At 45.7% G+C, this 26,323-nt stretch carries 17 protein-coding genes; 5 read left to right on the top strand and 12 right to left on the bottom strand.

Going from position 1 to position 26,323, the window contains the following annotated elements:
• Positions 1-2 precede the first annotated feature (2 nt).
• The 5 genes from FAZ15_RS06835 to FAZ15_RS06855 all read right to left on the bottom strand — a co-directional run bounded on the left by FAZ15_RS06835 (position 3) and on the right by FAZ15_RS06855 (position 12,038).
• A complete protein-coding gene (locus FAZ15_RS06835; protein ID WP_136900557.1) occupies positions 3-8,075 on the bottom strand; it encodes a hypothetical protein in 8,073 nt (2,690 codons plus the stop codon).
• Positions 8,072-9,781: a hypothetical protein gene (locus FAZ15_RS06840; RefSeq protein ID WP_136900558.1), complete on the bottom strand. Its 1,710-nt coding sequence runs from the start codon at positions 9,779-9,781 to the stop codon at positions 8,072-8,074. Before FAZ15_RS06840 ends, FAZ15_RS06835 begins: the two co-directional genes overlap by 4 nt.
• Before the next feature lie 25 nt (positions 9,782-9,806).
• A complete protein-coding gene (locus tag FAZ15_RS06845; RefSeq protein ID WP_136900559.1) occupies positions 9,807-10,004 on the bottom strand; it encodes a hypothetical protein in 198 nt (65 codons plus the stop codon).
• Between the two features lie 247 nt (positions 10,005-10,251).
• Complete coding sequence (locus tag FAZ15_RS06850; protein WP_136900560.1) at positions 10,252-11,454, bottom strand: PorT family protein; 1,203 nt, start codon at positions 11,452-11,454, stop codon at positions 10,252-10,254.
• Complete coding sequence (locus FAZ15_RS06855) at positions 11,454-12,038, bottom strand: RNA polymerase sigma factor (RefSeq protein ID WP_238387176.1); 585 nt, start codon at positions 12,036-12,038, stop codon at positions 11,454-11,456. Before FAZ15_RS06855 ends, FAZ15_RS06850 begins: the two co-directional genes overlap by 1 nt.
• A 149-nt stretch (positions 12,039-12,187) precedes the next feature.
• Between FAZ15_RS06855 and FAZ15_RS06860 the strand changes: the two genes are divergently transcribed.
• The 4 genes from FAZ15_RS06860 to FAZ15_RS06875 are packed head-to-tail and all read left to right on the top strand — an operon-like array spanning position 12,188 to position 14,997.
• Positions 12,188-13,033 carry a hypothetical protein gene (locus FAZ15_RS06860; RefSeq protein ID WP_202912336.1) on the top strand — a complete coding sequence of 282 codons (846 nt, stop codon included), beginning with the start codon at positions 12,188-12,190 and terminating at the stop codon, positions 13,031-13,033.
• A gap of 21 nt (positions 13,034-13,054) precedes the next feature.
• Positions 13,055-13,465, top strand: a complete 411-nt coding sequence (locus FAZ15_RS06865) for a c-type cytochrome (RefSeq protein ID WP_136900562.1) — start codon at positions 13,055-13,057, stop codon at positions 13,463-13,465.
• Positions 13,466-13,475: 10 nt separating this feature from the next.
• Positions 13,476-14,024 (top strand): YceI family protein, encoded by a 549-nt coding sequence (locus FAZ15_RS06870; RefSeq protein ID WP_202912337.1) that lies wholly within the window; start codon positions 13,476-13,478, stop codon positions 14,022-14,024.
• Between the two features lie 22 nt (positions 14,025-14,046).
• A complete protein-coding gene (locus FAZ15_RS06875; protein WP_136900563.1) occupies positions 14,047-14,997 on the top strand; it encodes a DUF5777 family beta-barrel protein in 951 nt (316 codons plus the stop codon).
• Between the two features lie 103 nt (positions 14,998-15,100).
• Here FAZ15_RS06875 and FAZ15_RS06880 read toward each other — a convergent pair whose 3' ends face one another.
• The 6 genes from FAZ15_RS06880 to FAZ15_RS06905 form a co-directional block, all read right to left on the bottom strand.
• A complete protein-coding gene (locus FAZ15_RS06880) occupies positions 15,101-15,328 on the bottom strand; it encodes a hypothetical protein (RefSeq protein WP_136818686.1) in 228 nt (75 codons plus the stop codon).
• Positions 15,329-15,557: 229 nt separating this feature from the next.
• Entirely contained in the window at positions 15,558-17,567 is a 2,010-nt protein-coding gene (locus FAZ15_RS06885; protein WP_136900564.1) for a RagB/SusD family nutrient uptake outer membrane protein, read from the bottom strand.
• Between the two features lie 19 nt (positions 17,568-17,586).
• Positions 17,587-20,850, bottom strand: coding sequence for a SusC/RagA family TonB-linked outer membrane protein (locus FAZ15_RS06890; protein WP_238387177.1), 3,264 nt, complete (start codon positions 20,848-20,850; stop codon positions 17,587-17,589).
• A gap of 622 nt (positions 20,851-21,472) precedes the next feature.
• Complete coding sequence (gene miaA / locus FAZ15_RS06895) at positions 21,473-22,375, bottom strand: tRNA (adenosine(37)-N6)-dimethylallyltransferase MiaA (protein WP_136900565.1); 903 nt, start codon at positions 22,373-22,375, stop codon at positions 21,473-21,475.
• Positions 22,372-23,544, bottom strand: coding sequence for a Gfo/Idh/MocA family protein (locus tag FAZ15_RS06900; protein WP_136818683.1), 1,173 nt, complete (start codon positions 23,542-23,544; stop codon positions 22,372-22,374). Before FAZ15_RS06900 ends, miaA begins: the two co-directional genes overlap by 4 nt.
• 133 nt (positions 23,545-23,677) lie before the next feature.
• On the bottom strand, positions 23,678-24,433 hold the full coding sequence (locus tag FAZ15_RS06905; RefSeq protein WP_136818682.1) for a hypothetical protein: 756 nt from the start codon (positions 24,431-24,433) through the stop codon (positions 23,678-23,680).
• A gap of 77 nt (positions 24,434-24,510) precedes the next feature.
• Here FAZ15_RS06905 and def point away from each other — a divergent pair, with 77 nt between their 5' ends.
• Positions 24,511-25,098 carry a peptide deformylase gene (gene def, locus FAZ15_RS06910; protein ID WP_136818681.1) on the top strand — a complete coding sequence of 196 codons (588 nt, stop codon included), beginning with the start codon at positions 24,511-24,513 and terminating at the stop codon, positions 25,096-25,098.
• Between the two features lie 50 nt (positions 25,099-25,148).
• On the opposite strand, the gene FAZ15_RS06915 is transcribed toward def, so the two are convergent.
• Positions 25,149-26,201: a sugar phosphate isomerase/epimerase family protein gene (locus FAZ15_RS06915; protein ID WP_136900566.1), complete on the bottom strand. Its 1,053-nt coding sequence runs from the start codon at positions 26,199-26,201 to the stop codon at positions 25,149-25,151.
• Between the last annotated feature and the right edge of the window lie 122 nt (positions 26,202-26,323).

The following is a 26,323-nucleotide window of genomic DNA, read 5'->3' on the forward strand; positions in this document are numbered from 1 at the left end:
TATTAATAATCAAAATCATTGCTTTCACTGCAGCTTTCATCGGAGAGGCGGGCATTGAAGTTCACGGTCTTTGTGCAATCCGCACCGACGCAAAGATCAAGCAATGCCAGGAATCCGATGTCAAACGATTTCTTTGCCACCAGCAAACAAGTAACCTCGGCCTTCATGTTAAGCGAGCCACACGCCCGGGCGTTGAACGTGACACCGGCCGGGCTGTTGGTAAAGGTGGTCTTCACACCCAACTCCGCTTTGACCTCGCCGGAAATGCCGCATCCCATGAGTAGTTGCGAAACCGGCGACATGCGGGCGTAAGCGCGCCCGAATGCCATCGCCCCGATACCCAATTCTTGCGAGGCTCCGCCGAAATTGGCATAGATACGGGCATCCAAGCCCGCCATGGCACCAACTTCGATCCCGATCCCCGGCACCTCGAATTTCACTTCCTCGATGATGTCTTTTCGCCCGGTCAGGAAGAAGCCCTGTATGCCGTTGGCCTTATACGTATTCGGCAGGCGCTTCACGTACGATACTTCGGTGATCCGGGCTTCCAGTGCCGGTGAAATCTCGGGATAGGAACCCACGCACATGCCTACGCCCAGTGGGAAAATCAGCGGCACGCCCCGTACGTTGATATTGGCGCCAGTGTAAAAATACCAGCCTTTGGGGTCAAACAACATTTCTATGCCCAGCTTGGTCAGCGTCACGGCACCTGCCTCCAGCTTGGGCATGCTGAGCGACCCGAACACGCGGCCATTAGCGAAGTCAAAATCAAACTTCATGTCTGAGAAGCCACCATTGCCTCCCGCTGCCCCGTCGGCGATTTTCTGTACCGGTATTTCGTCCTGAATCCCTTTTAGCGCCTCCATGGCCACCATTTTGGCGGTTTGTTTCGCCTTGTCGGCAATATCGATACCCGAGAAGCCCTTGATGATGCCGTTTATCTGCATCGCGGCCCCGATGGGGTTATTGTCGATACCGTTGTTGACGATGTCCATCCCCTCGCCGATCAGCCGCCATTTGCCGGCAAGCTCCTGCATCGCCTGTGCGGTGGATCCGCCCATCTGGAGCAACTGGTTATAGGTGTCGTTTGCGCCACCCATAGCTTCTTCGAGTGTCCGGCGGGCTTCGGCCAGCGCGGGATCATTGGCCACCTCATCCACCAGGTTCGCGGCCATTCGGCCTGCTTCTTCCTGATAGGCTCCCAATACGATCTCCGTTTGCCGCCGCGCTTCGTCGGCCGCCCCATTGAGGCCGCCGGTGACCATGCTCACCAGGTTTGCCTTCAGCGTCGTGGACTGCCCAGGCAGCTTTATCGTGCCGGCGATGCCAATGCCCTTTTCATGAAACAGTTGTGCGTTTTCCTGCTTCAGGGTGGTGAACGTGGTGCCACCGCTGCCCGTAAAGGAAAACTCCAGCGGACTTACCACCAAGCGGTTAGCGCCGTTGCCTTCCGGATAGTAGGAAATGGTGGCCGACAGGTTGTCTGGCACATTGGGAATATGTAGACTAGCCGCTCCAGAAATGACGAGCCGGTCGAACGCGCTATAGATGCTTTGTGGTTTGAACGATAGTTGATTTTGGAACGTGATACCCTCCGCATCCGTGCTGAAGCCGAACACTTCTTCGTTGTTGCTCAACAGCGACATATATTGAATCTCCAACCGATCATTCGGATTCGTCATCCCAGGAAGTCCTTTCAGGTGCGCCGCCTTTCCGTCATCGCTCCGCAGCGTAAACTTGAAATGCCCCTGTCCGGGTATACGGCCTACATCCGGATCGTAGACAAAAGCAATGTCTGCCCGGGGATTGACATGCAGCTTGATGTTCGCTTTGCCCCCCACCGTGAGGTTGTTGCGGAGATTTGCGGCCTCCGATCCGGTAGCGTTGTGGAAAATAAGCTCGCCGGGGATGATTGAGATCTTGCTCAATTTGATATCGGCTTTCCCGGTATACAGTGTATTGTTATTCAGTACGATACCGCCCGATGTATTAGACAGCGTCCATGACGTACTGTGCACCTCCCACTCCTCCAGCTTAAAGCGCACCTCATTGTCTGTCACCACCGGATCCATGCGGTCGTGCCTGATTACGGCCTTGCCCGCCTTGAGGTCTAGGGTTATCCCACCCTGTATGCGCGCGGTTAGGTTCATGAACAGGTTCACGCTATCGCCCATCACAAAAGACTCCCGCTCGCCGGCGGTCTCCGTGAGTCCGTCGAAGCCGAGGTATTTGAATCGGATTGGGCTGCCATTGCCCGCGGTAATCGAAAATTTCGTCAGCGGATAAGGTTCACCTGTGCGGAAGACCGGAATGGTCAACTTCTGGGCCGTGTTGGCATTCCCATAATTCCCGACGTAAAAATCCGAATTACTGATGGTCATGTAACTCGTCGGGAAATTAAACGAATTGTCAACAATACGTACTTGTCCATTGAGTACGCCCGTAGTATCTGTCTGCCCCTTGGTCATCTTCAACTTACCGTTGCCCTGTTCAGCCAGCTGTCCGTTGAATACGTTAAACACACGGATCCGCAGCTGTTTCTGTTCAAACTGGATGTGGTCTTCCGTGGGTACAGCCAACGGAACTCCGTCATCATTTGTGATGGTGGAAGCGCCGACCTTGAGGTTTTCAAACGCCAGCACTTTCGGTCCCGATGCCGACCGGAGCGCAAAATTCGGGTTGTCTTCCAGGTCGTACAATTCACCGCTGACAAGGTATCCGCCGCTTGTCGGACGTAAATCGTTCAACCGCGCGGGGAATCCGTACAGCTTGCTGACATCGATGTCGCCCGCTTCGCGTATCGCGAAATCGACGGAAGTAGGCGCAGATTGAGGCACCTTGCCCCGCTTGGCCAACGATACGGTTTGGCCGATATAGGTGCGGCCCGGCGCCGAATAGGTGGCGGTAATCGCCTGTGGGAGCTGGCTATTGCCACTCGGGAATAATCCACTGGCGGCAGGTGCCGGGACAATTAGTTCGTAGGTACCATCCGAACGGGTTTCCGCCCGCATGTCTGACTCGCTGCCCCGCCCTTGGTCTATGTAGACCACGGCACCCCTTACCGGTGAGCTATCCGCGGCGAAGACCACACGGCCCGTCATCACGGTGGCGGGTTGGACAACGACCGTAATCCGGTGTACCACATTGTCATCGTTGCTCACAAAATTTTGCGTGCGGGGCACGAAAAGTACGTTTTGCTGCGTGGGGCTGACGATGTTGAGCTGCCCGTTCCCTGTTCCGTTAGCGTTGCCAACATTTCCGTCCGGCAGACGCAGTCCACCGGTTTGCTGCGGCTGTGCACCTTTCGCTGGGGCCGTATCAGGGGTCGTTTCCCGTGCTTTACCTGTCTGCGAACGGGGTTGCGCGCCGTTGCTAACCCGCACGGTAAAGTTGTCGATGGAGTTATTTACATACGTAAACGATGCCAACCCCATGCTGTTCGTTTTCCGGAAATTATCGTCGCCCGCACCTTCTATTTCTACGTTCGCATTGGTCACCACTCCCCCGGTTGTTGTTTTCACCAGGATCTCGACGCGGTGCTCCCTCCGCTGCAATTTGAAATCGCCGAGATACGCGTCCGGACCGTCCGGATTCACTGCCACGGTTACGCCGATGTAGGCGGGATCATAGGGCAAGATCATGATCGAATCGGGTCTTGCCGGTAGGTCGATGTCAAACCGCTGTAGGTCGGTCACCCGGTTGAGTGCGGTGACGCCTACTGAAGGGCCCACCTGCATTTCCCGTATAGCCCCCATCACCTGAATATTGCTTCCCGATTCTTCCGACCGGGCCATGGCTGCCTGGACAATCGGTGAAACACTGGCTGCGGAGCTGGCTTTGAAGGTGGTTTGAGGTTTATTGTTTACCAAGGCGGTCACCAACATGCCGGCGTTGCCCAACGGTCGCGATACAGACTGATTGCCACTTTGGGTGGCTAGTTGGATATTCGACTGCACCACAGCGTCAAATGAACTCGCGTAGTATCCATTGTACTCCATGTAATTCTTTTCTTTTGCGGGCTCATCCTTTTTTCCGGTGTAGGCATAGGTGTCTACCCAACGGCCGCGGTCTTTGATTTTCACCCGAGCGGTTACGCCCTTGGCTGGGTTCTCGGCGTCCACCACGTAGCCGAAGGCATTCCGCCCAAGCGGCTTCAGCGCGGTGGTATAATCTTCGCGCTTTCCGGTTACTCCCGGAGCGATCTGCACACCGTAGGGCTCGGCCGGCACTTCATATCCCGGCGCCGAAATTACACGCACATAGAGGTAGCCTGTCTCTCCGGTTTTTTCCACACCATCGTTGCCAGCATTGATCAGGAAATCCTTTATTTTCGACGAGAAATCATAATACCCATCAGCATTCGTTTCCGTAAATTCAGAGAGGTAGTATGCATTATTGTTCACGCCGAAGCTGATGCTCACATGGAGCTTGACGCCTTTGATGCCTAACGTCGTAAAATCATCCGTAATCCGTCCACGAACTTCGGTGGGCTTGGCCAGTACGCGGAAGTAAACCGATTGATTAACACTCGGGTCGAACTCGCTATTGAAAACGAAGCTGGATGCATCCGTTCGGATAATCCCTTTATTATCCATGTCAATTCCGGGATTTTCCACTTCCCGCCGCGTAGGGATATTCTTCGTGGCCGGAAAATCGAGGTAGGCCGTCTCAAAAGCGGCAGCGGTAAGCCGGTCGCGGCCATCGGCTTCCAGCATAATCATGTCTTGGGTGATTGGCAGCGACTTGGGCACGTTTTCAAACCGTATATTCCCGTTTTCGTCACTGGCCCCCTGCCGATACAATACATAGGTTTGGAAATTCGTCAACACGGGCGAGGACACCGACGGCGCCGCAGACTGTAGTACGCCATATTGGGGCCGCATAGCCAGGACATTTGCAGCGGCCGGTTTACCGTCCGTCTGTCTGCCACTAAACGCGACCAAGCTGGCTCCGCTGTAAGTTGCATTGTAGTTGGGCGTAAACCTCGCGGTTTGGAACGCGTTGTTGAGCGCATTTGAATTGCCCGGATTAGCCGCATTGCCCGTATTGGCCATACTACCGGTCGCCATCGTTACAGTGCCGGCCAGCATCATGTTCCCTCCACTATTGAACGGATTCACTTCCCTGTTGATGTCGATACCCTGCATCACGGGCCAATATTTCCGGGTGGAGCTATAGGCGGGCTTATACAGGTTTACCGGCACGTTGGCAAAAGCACCGAGGATATCCGGTTTATCCAGTCTGCCGATCTTTTCGACATGCACATCGATATTCACCGTTTGCACGAATGAAGTGAGTGTACCGCAGTCGGCATCCTCCCAAGGCTGTACGACAATGTTCTCATCCGGCGCGCAATAGTACCGTACGTCGGGGACGACGCGGTACACCCGCTTTACCTTTCCGTACGCCCGCAAGCCTGTCTGGTCCGGCACAGGCGTAGCCACCGACCCATCCAGCTCGGCCCCCGTAAATTCGCCGTTGGGAAAATCGAAGGTGAAGCGCCCTTCTGCATCCGTATACACCGTCTGTAGCACCTGCATATTGTCCTGGATGGTTTTGCCGCCCACCTCAATACCATCACCACGCAACCGCTCATACCCGTCCTCACTCCCTGCTTGAAGCTCGCCGTTCAACACGCCTTGGACAACCGAACTCGAACCGATGGCTGTAGCCCCCACCTCCGCGCTGATTCCAGGGACAAACAGTTTGGCGCCGCTTATGCTTCCCGACGCGCTGGCCTGTGGGCCTACCAAATCTTGATTGGCATACCGCATAGCGGCGGTTGAATAGAACGAATTTGACGCCACGGCGCCCACTTTGGCGGTAACTGCCTGTAATGTCCGGCTGGTCACCTCACGGCCCCTCTTATCAGGCGTCGACGACCCGTTCTCATCCATCAGGTAGAAAACCACCAACTTAACGGGCATATTCGCATATGGGGTAGCGGGCATGCTGCGGTCGGTTTTATAGGCATACTGCAATTTGCCGGTCAGCTTGGTCCTTGGCGGTGTCACCAGGTTTTTATCGAGCGTCAGCCTGGCCGTATCCGGCTCGTCGTTATACCGATAACTCAGCCAGCCACTCCTATTCGTGCTGGGCTTGAGTGTTGCGTTCGCAACACGGGCTTCTGCCTGGCCGTCCGATGTCTGCGCTTGAGGAGATTCGCCCTTGGGATTGCTAGGAGCCGGTTTGGCCGCCCCAGTTCCGAAAAGTGCAACGAGACCTTTTGTATCGATTGCCTTAGCCGTTTCCTTTCCGTCGGATTTTCCCTGCTTCGCGATGCGGTCGCCCAACGGCGAACCACCTAGCGCCATTTGCAGCTGTTCGAGCGAAGTTTCCATCAGTACCATGTTGCCATTTTCGAGGCTGACCCGGTATCGGTACGGCTCGGCATCCAAGTTCCTGAATAGCCGTTCGAAATTGACCCGGAACGCTTCCGGATCGGCCGAACCTGAAGGACTGGGCGTCGTACGCTCAGCGATCAGCACCTTATCGGCACGGGTGGCTTGATCCAAGCGTGCATCGTCCAACAGGTCGCCTTCGTATTTCGGGATACCGAGCCGCTTGTCGTTCTTGTCGGCCATATTCCGGTAAATCCGGATTTTAGCCCCCGCTACGTAATCGCCACGGAGTTGGTTGAACACCTCCTGCACATTTACGCTCAACGTATAGCTGTTGGCAGCTACCACCACGTCCGCCAGATCACGGGTACCGCCGGGGGTGATGGCCAGGTATTCTCCGTACGGTTTATAATGCGGATTGGTTGTCACCAACTGATACATCAGCACCAGGTTGTCAGGTACCTGACCGAAATTCCCGAATCCGGAAACCCGTGATTTCGTTGCTTGTCCGCCGGTAAACCAATCCCGCTTTCCGTCAGGGACGACCCCCGCGCTATCCAATGCCGACATCAGGCAGGTCAGTGTAAAGTTTCCATCTTCATCGGTTTCCACGGCCACACCGTCGAGCATGGCCGATTGGTCGTCGATGGCTAAAGACTCACGGGGTGATAGCGGCACAAACCGCGCTACACCGTCGTCGTCCATTTCCTGCCGGGCAAACACCTTTTTCAGGTATACCCGTTCGTGGGCCACGGCGAATGTGCGCCCCTCGGCATCACCCGCAAAGCGATACCGGAGCCGCCCGCGGATACGCGTGGTATCTTTACGCAAGGTGTCTCCCTGATAGACAACGATGGGACCCGCCGGCTCCGCCTGCGTAGCACCATACGTAAATAGCACCACCTCGCTCATCCCTTGGTTGCGGAAACTGATTGTGCCAAAGGGGTCGATGGCCTGCACCATCAACGCATATTGCCTTCCCGGAGTGAGTTGTGGGTATTGTGGGCCATACAACAACATGTTCATGTTGACCGTTTCCTCAAAAAAGGGAGGTGTAGTAGATGATTGCATGGCGTCGTTTGGGTTCCTGGGCACAATCATTTCCACCAACTTCACTTTATATTGCGTCATCGGCGATGCGCCCGGCGGTGTGCTCCATGTGATGGGAAACGCTTGCGGACCATCGGCGCGCAATTCTTGCTCGTTGAAAGGCGAGATGATCGTGGGTGGTTCCACACTGCTGATTACCAGCTGCGTGCAGCCGATAGGCTCTTCTGGACTCAATAGATTGTGCGTATCATAGTCCAGCGCCTTCACACATAATTGATAAGTTCCCTCCAACAAACCCACACCCCTTGTGAAATCCGCTTGACTGATGCCGGTATACTGGATCTGGTTATGGTCAAATAAAAAGGCAATGTCCGTCCCATTGAGGTTCAGCACTTGTCCCGGAGCCAGTACGATAGCTTGTGGGCTGCGATAACCCGGCCTCACCCAAGCTCCCACTCCGTTGTCGCCGCTTATGGATGCAGATAGTTGCACACGGCGTGGCGTGGTGGATGTATTGGTGAGCGTGAGCAGCATTAGATCTGGCCGGGAGGCATACTCGGTGATCCGGCTTTGGTAAGGCGGTAACACCCTGATGTTTACATTGACCTGCGCCTCGACGTCATACGCCGTCAAAAACAACAGGATCAAACTAATAGGAAGTAATATCAATCGTAAGTTTTTCATAATCCGAAGTTGATTTGATAGGCCAACTCACCACGTGTCTCGGTAAATGTAGGATTCACACCCGTAATCACACTCCCTGGATTATTGTTGGTCAAAAAGAACGAGGCACGTATAGATTGCCAATTATTGACTCGATAGTTAAGATTCATCGATCCATTGATAATCATACTTTTGCCTGACGACGTATTGCCTTGCATCACGCTGCCATTGAGGCCGGTCTGTAGCTTTTGCTTCGCCATACTATAGTTGCCTCCCAAGGTCACCCCGCTGTAACTCGTTTCCGTGCCTGCGCCTTCCATCGCGGTGTGGCTAAGACTTGCGAACACGCTCAATAGTTTGGAAGGGAAACTCACACTATAGTTCAGCAGGTATTGGCTGGTATTAATGTCCCGGTTGTTGGCCTCCTGCTCAAAGTAACTATTGTAATCTTTCATACCGCTTAGGTTTACAGAGAGCATGACCATATGGGTCATTCGCTCCCCAATAATCGTGTACCGTGGCATGATATTCAGTGTCTGGGTAGTTTGCACGATCTTCAATGAATCGGCGAACCGCAGCGTATTCGGCCGCTGGTTATTAGAGAAATTACTATAGTTGATATCTACACCCAGCTTATCGGTAATTTCCGCACCGATCACACCCGAACCGATAATCCGTTTATTGGTGGCTTGCTTTTGTAAATTCACGTTATCCTGTTGTATTCCTAGGCTTGCATTTACGCGTAGCTTCCCATTAGGCAGTGAGAAATTGGGGTTGATCGTCAAATTTTCCACATCATTGGCGAAAAAATAGGCACCCATAGTCTTAAAATCAGGCTCTATACGCCTGTAGTTTACCTTTATACCGTAGTTTTTCTCCCGGTAGCCGATGCCCGCATTAAATGCCAGAAACCATTCCGTTGTACCGTTGATGTCCAGGAGCCCTTTCATTCGCTGAAGCGTGGGGTCGGCTATGGAATCGAATGTAATCGGTGAATTTATGTCGCGGGTGTAGATACTTGCCGCACCATCGCTTTCTATAGAGAATTTCTTGAATAACGTAAACTTCATGCTATAACCCAACACCGTATTGGCCGCGGCCAGTACATTCGAACTGTCGGGTAACCGGACATCCGGCCGGGAAGTACTATCGTCCTTGGCATGCAGGAAGTTCAAGTCAAAATGGTTAGTGGAGGTTCCATACCCCAGCTTGGCAGCCATTCCCTTACGGCTAAAGGAAAACGGCACTAATGATTGCGTAGTTGTGTCTATAACAGTAGCTCGATTGAGTCGCCCGTACATGAATCCAACCCGCAATTTGCCGGGGTTGATCTCGAATCCCCCACCGAGCATCGTATGGCCTGCCAAGGTAAAGGGAGAGAAAGTCACGTTTCGATACCCGGCATGCAAGGTGATCCATTTGTAGGTAGGACTCATCCCAAATTGGTTGAAAGGCTGCCTAAACGCACGGTCATCTTTGCTCAGTGTAAAACTGAAGGGCACACTCCATCCGTAAAGACTCACCGTAGGGCTTCCACTCAGCAAATAGGTAAAAGGATCACGCCGATTGGCAATGCCGCTGGCATTGTAATAGATACCCCGAAGTTCGAGAGTGCCATTGAACCCGATGGGCTTCTGGGCTTGAAGGTTCGATAAGTCTTGGGCAAGTGTAGTCGAGGTCTTAACTATCAACGCTACCAACAGACAAAGCCAAAGGGAGAATTTCATGGCAAGGGGATTTTTTCAAACTAAATTAGTCGGCGACACCGAATGCCGCTTTTACACTCCTGTAATCGTGCCAATTAACAATGGCATTAGCGGAAAATCCACCATCTCCCCACCCACTTCGTTCGTCCCGGGGAACTGCCACACCTCCTTTTGTACAACTTAATGAATAGCTTCCAATGCGTATAACCATCGGGACAATCTTAATCAGGCTTTTAGTGTTCATAACAAATAGTATATTGCCACTATGTACATTACTTTTCATAGGGCTTGTTACATCAAAACAAACACATAAAATCCGAAAATATCAGGTTAATGAGCAGAGTGTGGCTTTCATCGAGCGAATGCGGTATATAAGTGAGTGAAAACAACTTATGTAATTTTATCTCTTTAACATCCGTATAAAGGAAGCACATCAGACCTACATTTCCTTGCGCCTTACTCAAATAAAAGATTAGAAAAACTTTAATTCATTATCGACCGAAAATATTCAATCCGACGGTTATAGCAACGCCTTTTGATTCTAAACGTGTCCGTCCATAGCCTATCCCGGTCAAAGGTAATTTCACAAAAGGTCTTATGCCGATATTGACTTTATCATTTATCTGACGATCAAAAGATATTGCAACGTCGGCTACCCCCATTATGTGTTTGTTCTCCCCGCGTACTTCGTAGTTATTGTACAACGTACTACTAGAATAACTAGGCTGTTCGTCATATGAAAAACGGTAATTTTCCCTCAACATAAAGTAACTTGAAAGACCGGCGCTCAAGGTCACTTTCGTCTTTTTAAGATTTGCTACATTAAAATTAACCAATAGGGGGATATCGATCACATCACAAGAGGCATCTACATCAGAAGGAAGCTGAATACCTTCAGCTATTGACTTTGGCTTATAGAAACTATATGAAGATTTATAGTTTTTCTTCGCATAAAGGATTCCTGTCGAAATACTAATCTTCTTACTTAAAGAATGGGTATAAAGCAGACCGACGTTTTGACTCAATGAATACTGACCCGCACCACGGACATTAGACAAATCTGGAGCAGCTAATGCACTCAATGTACCCTTTTGTTTAAAAGGGCTCTCTTTAATCAATTGCTTGGTAGAATTAGATCGTTGGTCTTGCTCTTCGAACACAAAGAGTGTATCCTCCATGATTTGCATCTTTATTTCTCTCGGTGAAGCGGCAGGCGCGAGCTTTAAGTCTAATGAAGCTGCTGAAAGTCTATACGCCAAAGTTAGCTCCTGTATTTCCCCACGCCCAAAATACTGTCCTTCGCTTGCCGCACTTAGTCTGCTTTTATTGTCAAGCCCCTGACTGTTCTCTTTTTGTCCTACATTTCCTCTGTTCTTAACGACTTCATCTATCCTATGCCTGTCTTCTACTTTGGCATTCTTGGATACAACTGCTGTATCTGCAAGATATTCTGGTTTGCTTAATACAACATTTGAGCGGATAGGCGCGGGTTTGTCAATATGCAATAACAAAAATACAGCTATTGAGGCTGCAGTCATGGCAACAAATATACTCACTACTCTGGTCTTTCGTAGACGTCTCTTCCGCTCCAACTTCTGCTCCATCGCTTGCCAATGCATCTCATCAAAGGGTATTAATGGACGCTGCAATCCTTCTCGAAATAACTCATCAATATTCTTTCTTTCTTTCTCCATTACTCCTCCACATTCATTTTTTTTTCATTTGTCCCTAATTCCGCTAATTTGACCATTTCAGCCAGTTTGGCGCGCGCTTTAAATAAATTAGATTTTGATGTGCCTATAGAAACATTTAACATTTCGGCAATCTCCTCGTGGTTATACCCTTCAATGACATAAAGGTTGAAAACTGCTCGATAGGAAGGGCTAAGAGCATGAATCATGAGTATCAGATCATCATAGTGCAATTTAGCATATATCTGCTCGTAACGATCTCCGAGATGTTCATAATCGCTTATATCTGATGTATACGCAAACTTAAGATTGTGTCGATAAAAATCTATCGCGGTATTGGTCATAATTTTTCTAATCCAGGGCTCCATTGGTTTACTGATATCAAATTTCTTGATTTGTGTAAAGATTTTATAGAAACCCTCGTTCATTATACTGGCAGCATCTTCTCTATTGTTGGCATATCTCGTACAGATAGCTATCGAAAATGCATAGAAAACACGATAGAGCTCTTTTTGAGATCTACGGTCTTCCTTTATACAACCCTTAATAATATTTTTGATGGAATTAATCTGCGTAATGGATTTCACCAATTCTCCTTTCTACTCTACCTACGTAAGGTAACTCCAAAAGGTTGCCTGCATTAGTAATTTTTTTTTTTAGAACTTTTTTTCTCCTCGTGGCAACCTTTTGTAATCCATCTCCGTACTATATGTTACAACATTCAACATGGAAAGATATGATTAATTTTTTAAAAACGCCAGTTTATGCCTCGCTACTAGTGATGGCCTTTTCAACATTTATCTCGTGCTCAGATGACGAGAACGAATTGAAGAATGACCCAATGGGTTTACAGCTACGAGCTGATCCTGTTTTCGGGGATGTCCTTACGGATGCGAAGGGAAAAACTCTATACTTCTTTTCCAACGACGCAAAAGGCACTTCGACATGCACAGCTGGCTGCTTGACAACGTGGCCTAAATATCATAGTGCCGAAACGAGTACTGACATGGCAGTCGACAAAGCCGAGATTGGAGAAATTACCAGGGCCGACGGATCTAAGCAGACAACCTATAAAGGTTGGCCGTTATACTACTTTACTGGCGACAATAGTGCCAATACCATCAATGGCGATGGATTAGAAAAAATCTGGTTCGTAGCAAAACCAGACTATATGCTAATGGTTGTGAACAGCCAATTGGTGGGAGCTAATGGAAAAAATTATAAAGAAGATCTGTCTGAAGGAATGGGAAATACAATTTACTTTACAGACGATCGTGGACGCACACTTTATGCCTTTGCTCCAGATAAATTCAATAAAAACACATTCACCAAAGAAGACTTTAGTAACGATCCTATATGGCCGATTTATCAAATGATAAGCGGAGCACTACCTTCGATAATTGCTGACGAACTAATAGATAATATAGACGTATTTGGTAAAAAACAGCTTACCTACAAAGGATGGCCGCTCTACTATTTTGGCCAGGACAGCCAAACTGGAGATAATAAAGGAGTAAGCGTACCGCAACCCGGTATATGGCCGATTGTAAACGAAAACAGCTCCATAGCCCCAAGCAATTAAGTTTATACTAAAAGAATGAACATGAAATTAGTACAATTAAAAAACAGATGCAGACGCACCCGCCCGTTAACAAGCACGAACATCGTCGTATTATCCATCATTGCGATTATCACCGCTATAGTAAGCTGTTCTAAAGACCAAGCAGCAGAACCAAATCCAGAACCGCCTCCTGAAAGCGTAACTGTAGAAAATGTAAGTTATACCAACTTTGCAAGAACTCTTTTTGAAAGCAAATGCAGCTCATGCCACGTGGCCGGAGCATCCGCGAGCGGAAAATGGACTTTCAGCGGATATACATCCGTTAAAAACAATGCTGCCACCATAAAAAACGTCGTACTCGAAAATCGCACCATGCCTTTGGGTGGATCATTAACATCACAGGAAAGAGAATTACTCGCGGCCTGGTTCACTCGTAATACACCCGAAAACTAATTGAACAAATATGCGGAAATTGATAAAATACATCATATTACTAACGAGTTGTCTACCTATGTTGGTTTACGCACAAAAAACGCTGACAGCTAAGCATGCGGAGATTTCTTTCTTTAGCAATGCTCCCTTAGAAGATATACAAGCTATTAGCAAAACTGCTGCCTCCGCTTTGAACCTCAGCACCGGAGATATTGTCTTTAAGGTAAGAAATACCTCGTTTGAATTTGACAAAAAACTAATGCAGGAGCATTTTAATGAAAATTATATGGAAAGCGATAAGTATCCGCTATCTGAATTCAAAGGTAAAATTGATGAACCACAAAAGTTAAATAAAAACGGAACCTACGTAGTCGATGTGTCAGGTACACTTCTCATCCATGGGGTAACCAAACTCTATCAAACTAAGGCTAAGATTATTGTCAAAGACAATATACTATCTGCGACCTGCCGCTTTAACGTTAAACTTGCAGACCACAAGATTAAGATACCCTCTATTGTAGGTAGAAACATTGCCGAAGTCGTAAATATTGAGATATCAGCAAGCTATAAACCTCAGTAATATTAATTCCTCAATCATAACTATGAAATTATTGTATTTGAAAATCGTAACAGCCATTGTTCTAACCATGCCACTTTTGTCGTTTGCACAGGAAGACCTGGACAAGCTCATCGAGCTGGAAACCAATAATTCCGAGAAAATATTGGCAACCTTTAAATCAGGTAATTTGATCAATATAAAGACTACCGAAACCATTCATAAGAATGAAATGGACTTCCGTGTAGACCATCGCTTCGGAGATCTTGCCGGTCGAGCAGGGGGTGTAAAGAATTTCTTTGGGATGGATCATTCGACAGATATACGTATAGGTTTTGATTACGGTTTATTCGACAATGTGACAGTCGGCATAGCACGGGCAAAAGGTGCTACAGCTGCGACTCAACTTTATGAAATGAATGTAAAATATCGCTTTCTAGACCAAACACAGGATAATGTGAGACCAATTAGTATTGCTTTCTTCGCGAGTACAACGGCTGCAGCTGTAGGAACTTCAAATGACCCAGTTTCTCCAATCAGTTATGGGGGATTCGGGGATCGGTTAACCTATATCAGCCAATTTATCATCGCCCGAAAGTTTAGCCCATCTTTTTCCTTTGCTATTCTACCAACCTATACGCACCGCAACTATACAGCTTTTGGAGATCAGAATAGCGTTTTTGCCATCGGAGCAGGAGGACGCTTGAAAATAAGTAAGCGTATGGCTGTCGTTGCTGATTATTTTCTGCCCTTCAGAAATCAAGAGAAAAAACAATACATAGAAGAGGTGAATCAACAGAAATTCTATAATGCCTTGGGTGTAGGTCTAGAGCTGGAAACTGGCGGACATATATTCCATCTAAATTTTACTAACGCTACCGCGGTGCAAGAGTCACAATTCATAACCGAGACAACAAGCACATGGACCAAAGGGCAATTTAGATGGGGTTTTAGTATCGCAAGACGATTCTCTTTCGCTAAAAATAAAGAAAAATAGCTTATTCCAAAACTTACTTTTAGTAAAATTTAGTGCCTTTTCTAAGCATTAACGTATTTAGAGAGGTAATCAGTCCTTTATGTATAGAGGACTGATTGCTATCTTACAACGCTCGGTACAGATAAACGTCATACTTATGGTGTCCTCTGCCCTTCTTCGTCTTTTTCTTCTGTTGTCCGGGGGCATATCGCTTTGCGGATTTATCCCCATAGACCTTCTTTGCTTTCCCCGGAGGTACATGTCCACGCGCATTTCGATGCGTGTAACAGGAGGAAAAGCTCAACAACATAGCGAACACTAGAATAAACCCTAAAATTTTTCTCATTTTCATACTCATCTTCTATGTCGCTATATAAACAAATACTAGACCACAATTTGTTTCGGCTTATCACACACTATTAAACCCTGCCCTAAATTGATGCTTAGGCCATCACCGAGGTAACGACGATTACTTTCAGTTTTAATACTGAACCTATCTGAAATAAGAACCCCAGTGAATAACCTGTACAGAATAACAGGTTATTCACTGGGGCTAAATAAAAAGTAGCCGTCTTTATTATTTAAAATGTGTCCTCATCTGCTACCGCATCTTCCCAGTTATCCCATTTTGGTACGCTTGGATCGTAGCCATCATAGCCATAGTTCTGGGCAAGTCGTCCATTTATGTTAGCAGTGATTGCTGAATTAGGAATAGGCCAGTACATATTCTTTTTATCCATAGTATAGTTTGGTTCACTAATGCCGGGAGCATTGATCTGGATGGGACCTTTATTATAGATGCTATAATGAATAATACGCTGATACCAGTAACTTCCCCCCGTTGCATCGGTACCGCTCTGTTTATCAAATGTTTCCAAAGAATAAGTATTACCCCATTCGTCCGGTCTTCCGCTACGGGCTAAGCATAGCGATACCCGTTTCAATTCCACATTGCGCCATTCTTCCCAATATAGCTCCCGCGCACGTTCGTTCATAATGTCGCCGATCGTCACGTTACCGGTATACAACTGGGAACATTTCGCCCGCTGTCGCACGGCATTCAAATCGTCTTTGATCGTTCCATCGCTAGGATTCATATAGTATTTGGCTTCTGCTCGAAGTAGATACGCTTCGGCCAAACGGTAGAGATACCAGTCTGCATTCCCACCATTTGTAGCACCTCGATGTCCATCCGATCCGACAATATTAGCTTCAGCCACCGGATCATCCAAAAAAAGTTTATAATGGGGTACATCAAACCAACGGCGGATCGTATCGCTACATAACAAGGCACCATTGTCCGGGTTAAAAAGCGCAAGTGGTTTACCAAATTCGGTGGATGCTTTATTATTTACCTTGTAATCTTCCATACGGATCCAGTTGCCCGCCTCTGAGCTATGCCGCAAGTCAGTTTCATCCATTACTCCATTCACCCGCCATAGGTTGGTCATGTGAAAGCGCGTAGGGCGAAAGGTTCCTATCCCACGTCCGAACGCCCGCATATAATCGTATTGTGAGTTGTAGTCTGCGGTATTCCTTCGGATGTTCATCAGAGCCTGCCGACCGTCTTTTGCCTGTACTCGGTTGTCAAAAACAAAAGGATACAATATACGCATGGTCAGCATTTTTACAAAAGATTCGGCATCCGATCCCCGATTAGGCATCCCCATAATTACTTCTTGATTTGCTGTAATCAACTTGTTCTCGGCGCGATGTAAATCCCAGATCACATTTCGGGTGATAGGCCAAGTCTCTGGCTCTCCACCGTCGTTAAACGTACCGAAGGTATTTAGCATGAGTGCATAGCCAGACTGATTGATCAGAATATCCAACTGTTCCTTGGCTTTAGCATATTCTCCAATCGCCAAATAACATTTTGCCAACAACATGCGGCAAGCACCTTTATTAACCATACCAACTAAACCTATTTCGCTTTGGTTGGGCACCCAATCTACAGCAAGCTCCATATCCTGCGTGATCATCTTTAGAATAGCTTCCCGTTTGGTCGTACGGTAATTCTGCTTGGGAACCTCCACTAATTTAGTAACCAAGGGCACGTCGCCGTATTGGAACACTAAGGCCAGATAACGGAATGCGCGGTGAAAGTACGCTTGTCCTTTAAATCGATTTTTGGTCGCATCGTCCAAATCCTGTACACCGTCTACGTAATGGAGAATAGTATTTGCATTCCTAATACCGTTATAGGTTTCGTCCCAAAAGTACCACAGGCTATTGGTCCGATCTAGGTTATTGTGAGTGCCGTCATCACTTGTAGGTGTAAGCATATTGGCCACATCTGCAAGCATATTTCGCTTGTCGGTCGCAGAAGCCACCATCAGTTCGGAAAAAATATATTCCGTACCCAGCGATAACATTTCATTATGATCTGTCATCCAATATAACTTAAGGTGACGGTCACTAATAGCCATGACGGCCTCTAATCCAGATTTAGAATTGAAAGTAGTTCCTGGTTCATAGAAGGAAAGTGGATCCGGATTTAAAAAATCCCGTGAGCAACTACTGTTCAAAATAGTGCCTGCTATTAATACGGTATATAATATACGATTTAATTTATGTTGTATCTTCTTCATCTCTGTCGTTTTTAATGCCCTAAAAAGTTAAATTCAAACCAATAGTAAATGTACGGGACGCCCAAGAACCTGTTTCGGGATCACCGTATATCCATTCCTGTGCCCAAGTCGCCGTGTTACGCACGGCTCCAAACACCTTGACCCGGTTTAAATTATACATGGTCGTCCATCGTTGTGGAAGCGTGTACCCCGCTGAAATATTATCCAGTCGGATAAAGGAACGGTTATACAATTTTTGCGCGCCAGCAGCTCCTACCGGACCCGCAGCTTCTATTCGACCGAATTCATTTGTTGGATTATCAGGTGTCCAGTATTCTTTTGCAGGAAGATTGGCTAAAGCATACTGCATACGTCCACCATCATCATCGTTGTTGAGATAATTGCCCGACAAACTTTTATGTCCCATATAAGAGTAAATTTGAAAGGATAAGGTCAGATCTTTCCACAAGACAAATTCATTGCGTAAAGACCAGTGGTAAGGTGGAACGGTCTCACCTAGGAATTCTTTATCCCGATCATTATAAACATGCGTAACAGAACCATCTGTGTTAACTACATCGTCAGCACTATAATTATTTGCCACCTTAGGATCACCTGGCTTTTGTCCGTATTGTGCTGCTTCTTCAATTTCATGCGTTTGCCATATTCCGGTTACGCGATAATTCCAGATGGTATTGATGGATTGGCCGATAAACCACCCATTTGTAATATCGTCTTGTTCTCTGCTTCCAGTTACGTTACCCCCTTCGTCCAACACGTCTTCATAATCATAATACAGGTGTTTAATTCGATTTTTATTATATGAAAACCCGAAGGTCGTAGACCAACGGAAATTTTCCCGCTCGAAATTTTGGGTGTTAAGCGCAATCTCGACCCCACTGTTCTCTACCAGACCAAGGTTGGTCGTGATACTTTTAAATCCAGAAAAGCCTGCTATACGTTGATTCATGATCATATCGTGGCTCTGCATATTATAATATTCGAATGTTCCGGATATACGGTTGCTAAGAAATCCGAAATCCAATCCAACGTTCCATGCGGCAGTTTTCTCCCACTCTAAATTGGGACTAGCTAATCTGTCCATCATCAGATATCGGTACAATTGCAGCTGACCTGAAGCGTCAAGGTAACCTTGCATCTTTCCTCCTCCTCTTGAAAGATTAGCTAATGCCAAATATGGAGAACCAAGCGATCGATTACCATTTTTTCCGTATGAAATGCGCAGCTTACCGGAGCTCATAATATGATTCCATTTAAAAAAATCCTCGTTGGTAAACGTCCAAGCAGCACCCAAGGATGGAAATACGCCATACGGATCAGTCGAACCAAAAGCGGAATAGCCATCACGCCGAATTGTTCCAGTTAACATATAGCGATCGTCGTAATTGTAAAACAGGCGCGCCATCAATGCATCAGCTGTCTCGTGGGTATCATTACTGGAATAACTACTTTCTTCTTTATTACCCATTCCAACATTATGAAAGCCTAACGCATCAGAAGGTAAAATGTTTCGTGCTTCAATGCGTTCTTGCCAGTACCGAAGTTGTTCGGCTTCTTGCACCAACGTTAAATTAAACCGATGCTTCTCTGCAAAGATATAATCCCAGTTGATTGTATTATTTAAGGACCAGTCAAAACGTTTCGCCGATTCCCGATTGGCACCACGCGCTTTAGGGTCAGACCCCGGTAAATCTGCCGACATAAAATAGCGGTCGTGGAAAAATTGATAACGCGGTGAAGCATTAAAGGAGTACGTAATATTAAAAGGCAGCTTAATTTTCGCTTGCAAGATCGTATTGAATACGGTAAAGCCCTTGTCCAATTCCAAATATTGCCTTTGAAAATCGTAGTTGTACCCACGCTGGCTAAATTCGGAACTCAACGGAAACTGTAGCGGATTACCCATGCCGTCTTCATAATCGGCATAGGGACTATTACGCATCATCTGATCCATGTCGATCTCTACATTACCATCCGAACGGTCTTGAAAGTTAACGTTGGCTCCTATTTCGAACCAATTGGTTACGTTGGCATTTACCTTCATATTAGCACGTATCGCCCTATAGTTATCACTGACCACAGCGCCTTGATTCTCTAAATACCCCATGGAAAAATAATAGTTTGATCGTTCGCTTGCTCCGCTTACACTAGCATTATAATCTTGATCGAAGCCTGTACGAAAAGTTTTTTCAGTCCAGTCAACTGTTTTTCCGTCTAAAAAATTTTGCAGAGCATTACCTGTGAAACCCAAGCGTCTTGCCCAAATGCTTTGATCAGACTCATCTGCATCATTAGTGCTATACGCACGCCAACTATCGAGCGAAACTGTTGACGGCAACTGATCTGGGCGCATAAAAAAGCCTGGCTGATTGGCAAACACGCCAGTTTGATAAGCCTCATATGCACCTGTTTCGGAATTGACTCCATAGGTGTTTTTTGTCAGCCAATCCTGTCGATGCTGTAGATACGCATCTGTAGCCCATCTTTTACGGAAATTACTCGGTCCGGTAGCCCCAAAATTGGCGTTGAAATTTACAACAGGCTTACCGGGCTTACCCCTTTTGGTTGAAATAATGATAACTCCGTTAGCCGCTTTTGATCCATAAACGGCTGCCGCTGAGGCATCTTTCAACACGTCAATCTGGTCGATATCATCTGGATTAATTTCGGAAAGTTCACCATAAAAAAACATACCGTCTACTACGAGCAACGGGCTATTATGATCGCCATCGGTATATACCGAACGTTGCCCGCGGATCTGCAAAGAACCTCCGCCCTTTGCCGACGCGCTATAACCAACATTAAGCCCTGGCGTTCCGCGCAGGATATCCTGCACCGTTCTAGGGTTTTCGTTTGCGATGCGATCTGGACGGATTTGGATAATGGAACCGGTCAGGTCCTTTTTCCGCATGGTACCATAACCCACCACAACCACCTCTTCCATGGATTCGATACCGGCAGTCAATTTTATCTGAAGATCAATGTCATTCCCTACGGTTAGTGTCTGGGATTCATAACCGACAAAGGAAATCGTCAGTACCGCATTTGCCGGTACCTCTAAAGAGAACGTTCCGTCGGCGGCCGTGCTCGTTCCAGCCGAACTGTTTTGGACCTGCACTCCAACTCCCTCCAAAGGCATTCCGGTCTGCACATCGGTCACAGTACCTGTTATCGATCTGTTCTGTCCAAGTACCATGAACGGCACAAGGCAGGTCCATAAAACTAAAACTAAACCGCGCGCGCTCATTTTCCACGGTCGTTGTAAGTATGTGTTTATCATCATAAATCTAATTTTGAAATCTTTTCTCTTTTTTAATTAATTGCCACATCATCCTCCGTATCGAGTTATTCGTCGGGGAGAAATAAATCTTTCAGTTTTTTTCCATAAGTCTATATTACTGATTCGCATTACCCCTCTAATTTTTCTCGCCAATCTATCTTTATCCAACGAAGTCAATGGCTGACCACCGAGAGAATTTCTCACGCTGTCTAAGCGTGTGTTGCATTGGCGAGAAAATTATTTTGCAGTGTTGTTTATAAATCTGTTACCTGTAAATCAAAAGTAAAGCAAGAAAACCATTGAGGGTTGTAGATTCTGTTCATCTTTTTGCTAAAATGTATCAAAATTGAAGCGAATGAGAAAACGAGAGCATGCTATCTTTAAATGCAATCAGTGTAATTGCTGATCATGTTGTATAACGCTCCGTATGGATACGAAATATGAAGTATTTTTGACATCTGGAAGGAATTCTTTCTTTCGCAACCAAACTGTATCATTATCGTTAATATAGGTTAAAAACTTGACTATTTCCAGGTGGAACATTATCTTTGTTGCTCATAATTTAGGTTAATAATTGGTTAGTTAAAGGTTATCAATCTCCCCGGTTGATAACCTTTTTTTATATTTAGAACCAATGAATCTTTACCCCATCCTTTTCCATTTTTCGAAAATAGGTCATCTGTCTTTTGGCATAACGATGAATTTCTGTTTCTAACTTAAGCGTAAAATCTGCATAACTCATTTTTCCTTGCAGGAAGGACGTTATATACTTATACTCCAATCCATAATATTCTAACTCTTCTTGTGTAACGCCTCCAGCTAGTAAAGTTTTCACTTCGTCGACCATGCCGTTGTCCAAACGTGCAATTAAACGTTTCGAAATACGCATTCGCCTCGTTTCTACCGGCGGATTAAGTCCGATCACTGTTGCGGTATAAAGAGGGGTAGAAGTTATCTCTTCCCCAGGATTCTCAGCAAGCCAGGATAACACCTCCAATGCGCGGACTAAACGTTTATGCGAATGAAAGTCGATATCATAGTCCTCTGGGATGTTTTTGGATTTGATCTGAGCTATGAGTTCATCTTTGGACCAGTCAGATCGTTTCGATCGAAGATCAGGGTTAACCGGAATGTGCATATAGGGTCTGCTTTCCAATAATGCCTGCAAATAAAATCCCGTTCCACCACAGACAATTACCTTCTTTTCTTTGCTTCTAATGGTCTGGAAAACCTCATCAAAATCCCGCAGGAAAGAACTTACATTATACTTCTCTCCGGGATTTAAGATATCGATCAGGTGATAGGGAACGTCTTGATACTCTTGCAGATCTTTACCTGTACCAATATTCATATTTCGGTACACCTGACGGGAGTCGGCACTGATGATTTCAGCATCGAATACTTGAGCTAGCGCTACGGCTAGTTTCGTTTTTCCACTGGCTGTGGGGCCCAATATAATTAATAAATCTTCAGACAGAAAAGAGGTTTCTGTCTGAAGATAATGGACTACAGAATGGATGTTTATCACACCACAAATTTAGTCCATTTTTCGTTACTATTGTTGCTTTCTACTACCGTATCAATGAAGGCCATCCCTCGTACGCCATCCTGTACATTCGGAAAATCCAGCTCCTCTGGTTTAGGTTCAAGCCCATCTCTTTTTGCAGATACAGTGGATGCAAAATTTCGGTAGATATTAGCGAAAGATTCCAATAGTCCTTCCGGATGACCGGCCGGAATCCGCGTATTGTGTGTGGCAAAGGAACTTAACGTATAAGGTGCTGCATATGCATTACCCGTGCGATAAATCTGTCGCGGCTGATCCAACATCTTTATAATTAAATTGTTTGGATCTTCATTGGCCCACTCGAGTCCGCCTTCTTCACCATATATACGTATGCGAACCGCATTCTCTTCCCCTGCTGATATCTGTGATGCCATCAAAACACCTTTAGCGCCGTTATCAAAACGGAGTAAGACAGAACCGTCGTCATCCATTTGACGCCCTTCTACAAACGTGGTTAAATCTGCACATAATTCAGTTATCCGCAAGCCGGAAACATACTCCGCTAAATGAGCGGCATGGGTGCCAATGTCTCCCATTACCAAAGATTTTCCCGATCGTTTTGGATCTGCTCTCCAGGCCGCTCCGGAATTACCTTCGCGTTCCGATAAACGACTAAGCCACCCTTGTGGATATTCGACAACGATCTTCCGAATTTTTCCGAAATGTCCTCCGTTTACCATAGCCTTTGCCTGCTTTACCATCGGATATCCTGAATACGTATGCGTAAGGCATAAAGTACGTCCGGTCCGAATCGTAATATCTTGAAGTTGCTTTGCCTCTTCCAACGATACGGTCATTGGTTTTTCGACCACAACATCAAATCCATTCTCTAACGCCAATTTTGCAGGTTCAAAATGCAGAAAATTAGGTGTCACAATAGTTAGGAAGTCCATTCTTTCTCCTTCGGGTAAGAGCGCTTCCTGCTCAATCATTGTTTTATAGTCGGCGTAGATACGATTTTCTGCAACAAATAAATCTCTACCCGATTCAAGGGAAACCGTCGGATTTACACTAAATGAACCGCATACAAGTTCAATTTTTCCATCCATAAAAGCGGCAATTCTGTGTACCGCACCGATAAAGGCATCATTTCCTCCGCCTACCATTCCCATACGAAGTTTTCGTGTCATATGTGTGTGTGTTTTGTTTGTTTCTAAACAGGGTTTACTAACTAAGACTTTCGGCCCGTAACCGAAAAATAAACTTAGGCAAATTTGATCTTAAATGCAATAAATTGGCGGGCTATTGCTTAAAATAAAGAAATTAAAAGATCATCTTCAATTTCAGGCTTCCGTTATTTTCAACCCAATAATCGTTTTTTTGATCTTTAACCACTATATTCTTTCCGAATACACGGATACCTTCTCTTACAAGAATCAGCTGAGGTGGAGTTCTTTGTACGGGTATAAACCCGATTTTCTCCAAAGTGGAGTCTTGACACCAGTCTAGATCAGCATACGTCATAATGTCTCCGGGTTTAAAGTCTTTCCTAAAAGCCTTTATTAATTTAGACAATCCACCAATCACAATATCGGATCCTTTGTGACAAAAACGAAGCAATTCAAAAGATCGATAATCCAACGGTGTATCATTCATTTTTCTACCTCCGCTGAATACGGCTATTGATACCAGTTCCCCTTGACGATATAGACCATATCGATATTTTCCTGGTAAGGCCAATTGCAGATGATGCTCTTCCTGAAATTCCAGGGCTACCTTTTTATCAACCCGTGCAACCACCGTATCCCGCGCATAAATGCGATTCCCAAATCCAAAGATACTTTCTAACCGAGCTAATAATTTTTCGGACGAAGAGATTACTATATCGTAATCGATATGAATGGTTCTTCGAATGATCTCATTCGATAAACGTACGGATTGCGGATGATAGAAAACTACATGGAATTTTTCGGATAGCAAAGAAACTGTTTTCTCACGCACAAGTACCGTAAAATTCAATGGAATTCGTTGCCTTATTTTTTGAATAAATTCCAATACTATCTGCTTGTGATCGCTCATGGTCGTAAAATTACTAATTATTCGTTCAGAACCTTGTCACAAATAATTGGTAACTTTGCACTTTGCAAATAAAGAAAATGAAATTACCAATAGTAGCGTATGGCGATCCCGTGTTACGAAAAAAGACCGCCGAAATAGATGAAGATTACCCAAATTTAAAAGAGCTAATCGACAATATGTTTGAAACGATGTACTCAGCCCGTGGTGTGGGACTTGCTGCCCCACAGGTGGGTTTGCCGATTCGACTTTTTGTGATTGACGCATCTCCTTTTGCAGAAGATGATGAAGATGAAGCAGGCGATCCGTCGTTGAAAGATTTCAAAAAAGTATTGATAAACCCAATTATAGTAGAGGAGACCGGAGATAAATGGGGATTCAACGAAGGATGCCTAAGCATCCCAGATATTACCGAAGAAGTGCAACGCCCTGCCAATATTGTTATTAATTATCTTGATGAGGATTTCGAAGAACATGAAGTCGCTTTATCTGGACTTGCAGCACGTATTGTACAACATGAGTACGATCATATCGAGGGAAAATTATTTATCGATAAATTAGGTCCTGTAAAAAAGGCCATGTTGAAAAGCAAGTTAGATGCTATCTCGAAAGGTAATGTAACGGTATCTTACAAGATGAAATTCCCTTTTGTCAAAAAAGGACGATAACGCTAAAAAGGCCAATAAAATATTCATTGGCCTTTTTAGATGAATGTAATTTATAGTCCTAATATTTTCCTGTTAAAATTTGCATCGTTTTCAGCTCCGGCAAAATCATCAAAGGCTTTGTCTGTTACGTGGATTATATTTTTGCGAATAAATTCTGATCCTTCGCGGGCTCCATCTTCTTGATTCTTGATACAACATTCCCATTCCATAACCGCCCATCCATCGTAATCGTATTGCGCTAACTTGCTAAAAATAGTTTTGAAGTCAACCTGACCGTCACCGGGAGAACGATATCTCCCTGCACGATCTGCCCAACTTTGGTATCCACCAAATGTACCTTGTCGTCCCGTTGGATTAAATTCAGCATCTTTCACATGGAAAGCCTTAATCCGTTGGTGATAAAAATCGATGTATTGGATATAATCCAATTGCTGTAGTACGAAATGCGATGGATCATATAATAGGCAGGCTCTAGGATGTTGATTCACTTTCTCCAAAAACATTTCATACGTAATACCATCGAATAAATCTTCTCCAGGATGTATTTCATAACAGACATCAACCCCACACTCTTCGAATGCATCTAAAATAGGTGTCCATCTTTTTGCTAATTCGGTAAAAGCCTCATCGACCAATCCCTCTGGGCGTTGGGGCCACGGATGAAAATATTGCCATAATAACGATCCACTAAAGGTGGCATGTGCTTTCAAACCCAAATTCTGTGATGCTTGAGCGGCATATTTCAACTGTTGAATAGCCCATTCCGTTCTCGCTTTCGGGTTATTTTTCACTTCAGGCACAGCAAAAGAATCAAATAATTCATTATATGCTGGATGAACAGCGACTAATTGCCCTTGTAAATGTGTAGATAACTCCGTAATGTCCAAACCATATGAAGCTATTTTACCCTTTAGTTCATCTGCATAGGTTTTACTCTCTGCGGCAAGACGAAGATCTATAAATCGCGTATCTAATGTAGGCATTTGGATTCCCTTGAAGCCCAAATCAGCGGCCCATTTACAAATACCGTCCAATGAATTGAAAGGGGCTTCCTCTCCTATAAATTGTGCCAAAAAAACACCTGGCCCTTTGATTGTTTTCATTTAGTTTGTTTTTTGATCATATTTTTGATTGCCTTATAAAGATAAGAAATCTGATTTTAGTTTGAGCTAACATAAATCATTGTCTTTATATTTTAGGGGTTGGTACAATAGTTGGTATATTA

Origin of the sequence: Sphingobacterium olei (genome assembly GCF_005048855.1) — a bacterium.
GTDB lineage: Bacteria > Bacteroidota > Bacteroidia > Sphingobacteriales > Sphingobacteriaceae > Sphingobacterium > Sphingobacterium olei.

What these genes read in the sequence shown, in the direction of transcription:
- FAZ15_RS06880 (WP_136818686.1), bottom strand. Translation starts at nt 15,328, where the DNA reads ATGAAAATGAGAAAAATTTTAGGGTTTATTCTAGTGTTCGCTATGTTG.
- FAZ15_RS06840 (WP_136900558.1), bottom strand. Translation starts at nt 9,781, where the DNA reads ATGAAATTCTCCCTTTGGCTTTGTCTGTTGGTAGCGTTGATAGTTAAG.
- FAZ15_RS06905 (WP_136818682.1), bottom strand. Translation starts at nt 24,433, where the DNA reads ATGAGCGATCACAAGCAGATAGTATTGGAATTTATTCAAAAAATAAGG.
- FAZ15_RS06915 (WP_136900566.1), bottom strand. Translation starts at nt 26,201, where the DNA reads ATGAAAACAATCAAAGGGCCAGGTGTTTTTTTGGCACAATTTATAGGA.
- FAZ15_RS06900 (WP_136818683.1), bottom strand. Translation starts at nt 23,544, where the DNA reads ATGACACGAAAACTTCGTATGGGAATGGTAGGCGGAGGAAATGATGCC.
- FAZ15_RS06860 (WP_202912336.1), top strand. Translation starts at nt 12,188, where the DNA reads ATGATTAATTTTTTAAAAACGCCAGTTTATGCCTCGCTACTAGTGATG.
- FAZ15_RS06865 (WP_136900562.1), top strand. Translation starts at nt 13,055, where the DNA reads ATGAAATTAGTACAATTAAAAAACAGATGCAGACGCACCCGCCCGTTA.
- FAZ15_RS06845 (WP_136900559.1), bottom strand. Translation starts at nt 10,004, where the DNA reads ATGAACACTAAAAGCCTGATTAAGATTGTCCCGATGGTTATACGCATT.
- def (WP_136818681.1), top strand. Translation starts at nt 24,511, where the DNA reads ATGAAATTACCAATAGTAGCGTATGGCGATCCCGTGTTACGAAAAAAG.
- FAZ15_RS06890 (WP_238387177.1), bottom strand. Translation starts at nt 20,850, where the DNA reads ATGATGATAAACACATACTTACAACGACCGTGGAAAATGAGCGCGCGC.
- FAZ15_RS06875 (WP_136900563.1), top strand. Translation starts at nt 14,047, where the DNA reads ATGAAATTATTGTATTTGAAAATCGTAACAGCCATTGTTCTAACCATG.
- FAZ15_RS06870 (WP_202912337.1), top strand. Translation starts at nt 13,476, where the DNA reads ATGCGGAAATTGATAAAATACATCATATTACTAACGAGTTGTCTACCT.
- FAZ15_RS06835 (WP_136900557.1), bottom strand. Translation starts at nt 8,075, where the DNA reads ATGAAAAACTTACGATTGATATTACTTCCTATTAGTTTGATCCTGTTG.
- FAZ15_RS06885 (WP_136900564.1), bottom strand. Translation starts at nt 17,567, where the DNA reads ATGAAGAAGATACAACATAAATTAAATCGTATATTATATACCGTATTA.
- FAZ15_RS06850 (WP_136900560.1), bottom strand. Translation starts at nt 11,454, where the DNA reads ATGGAGAAAGAAAGAAAGAATATTGATGAGTTATTTCGAGAAGGATTG.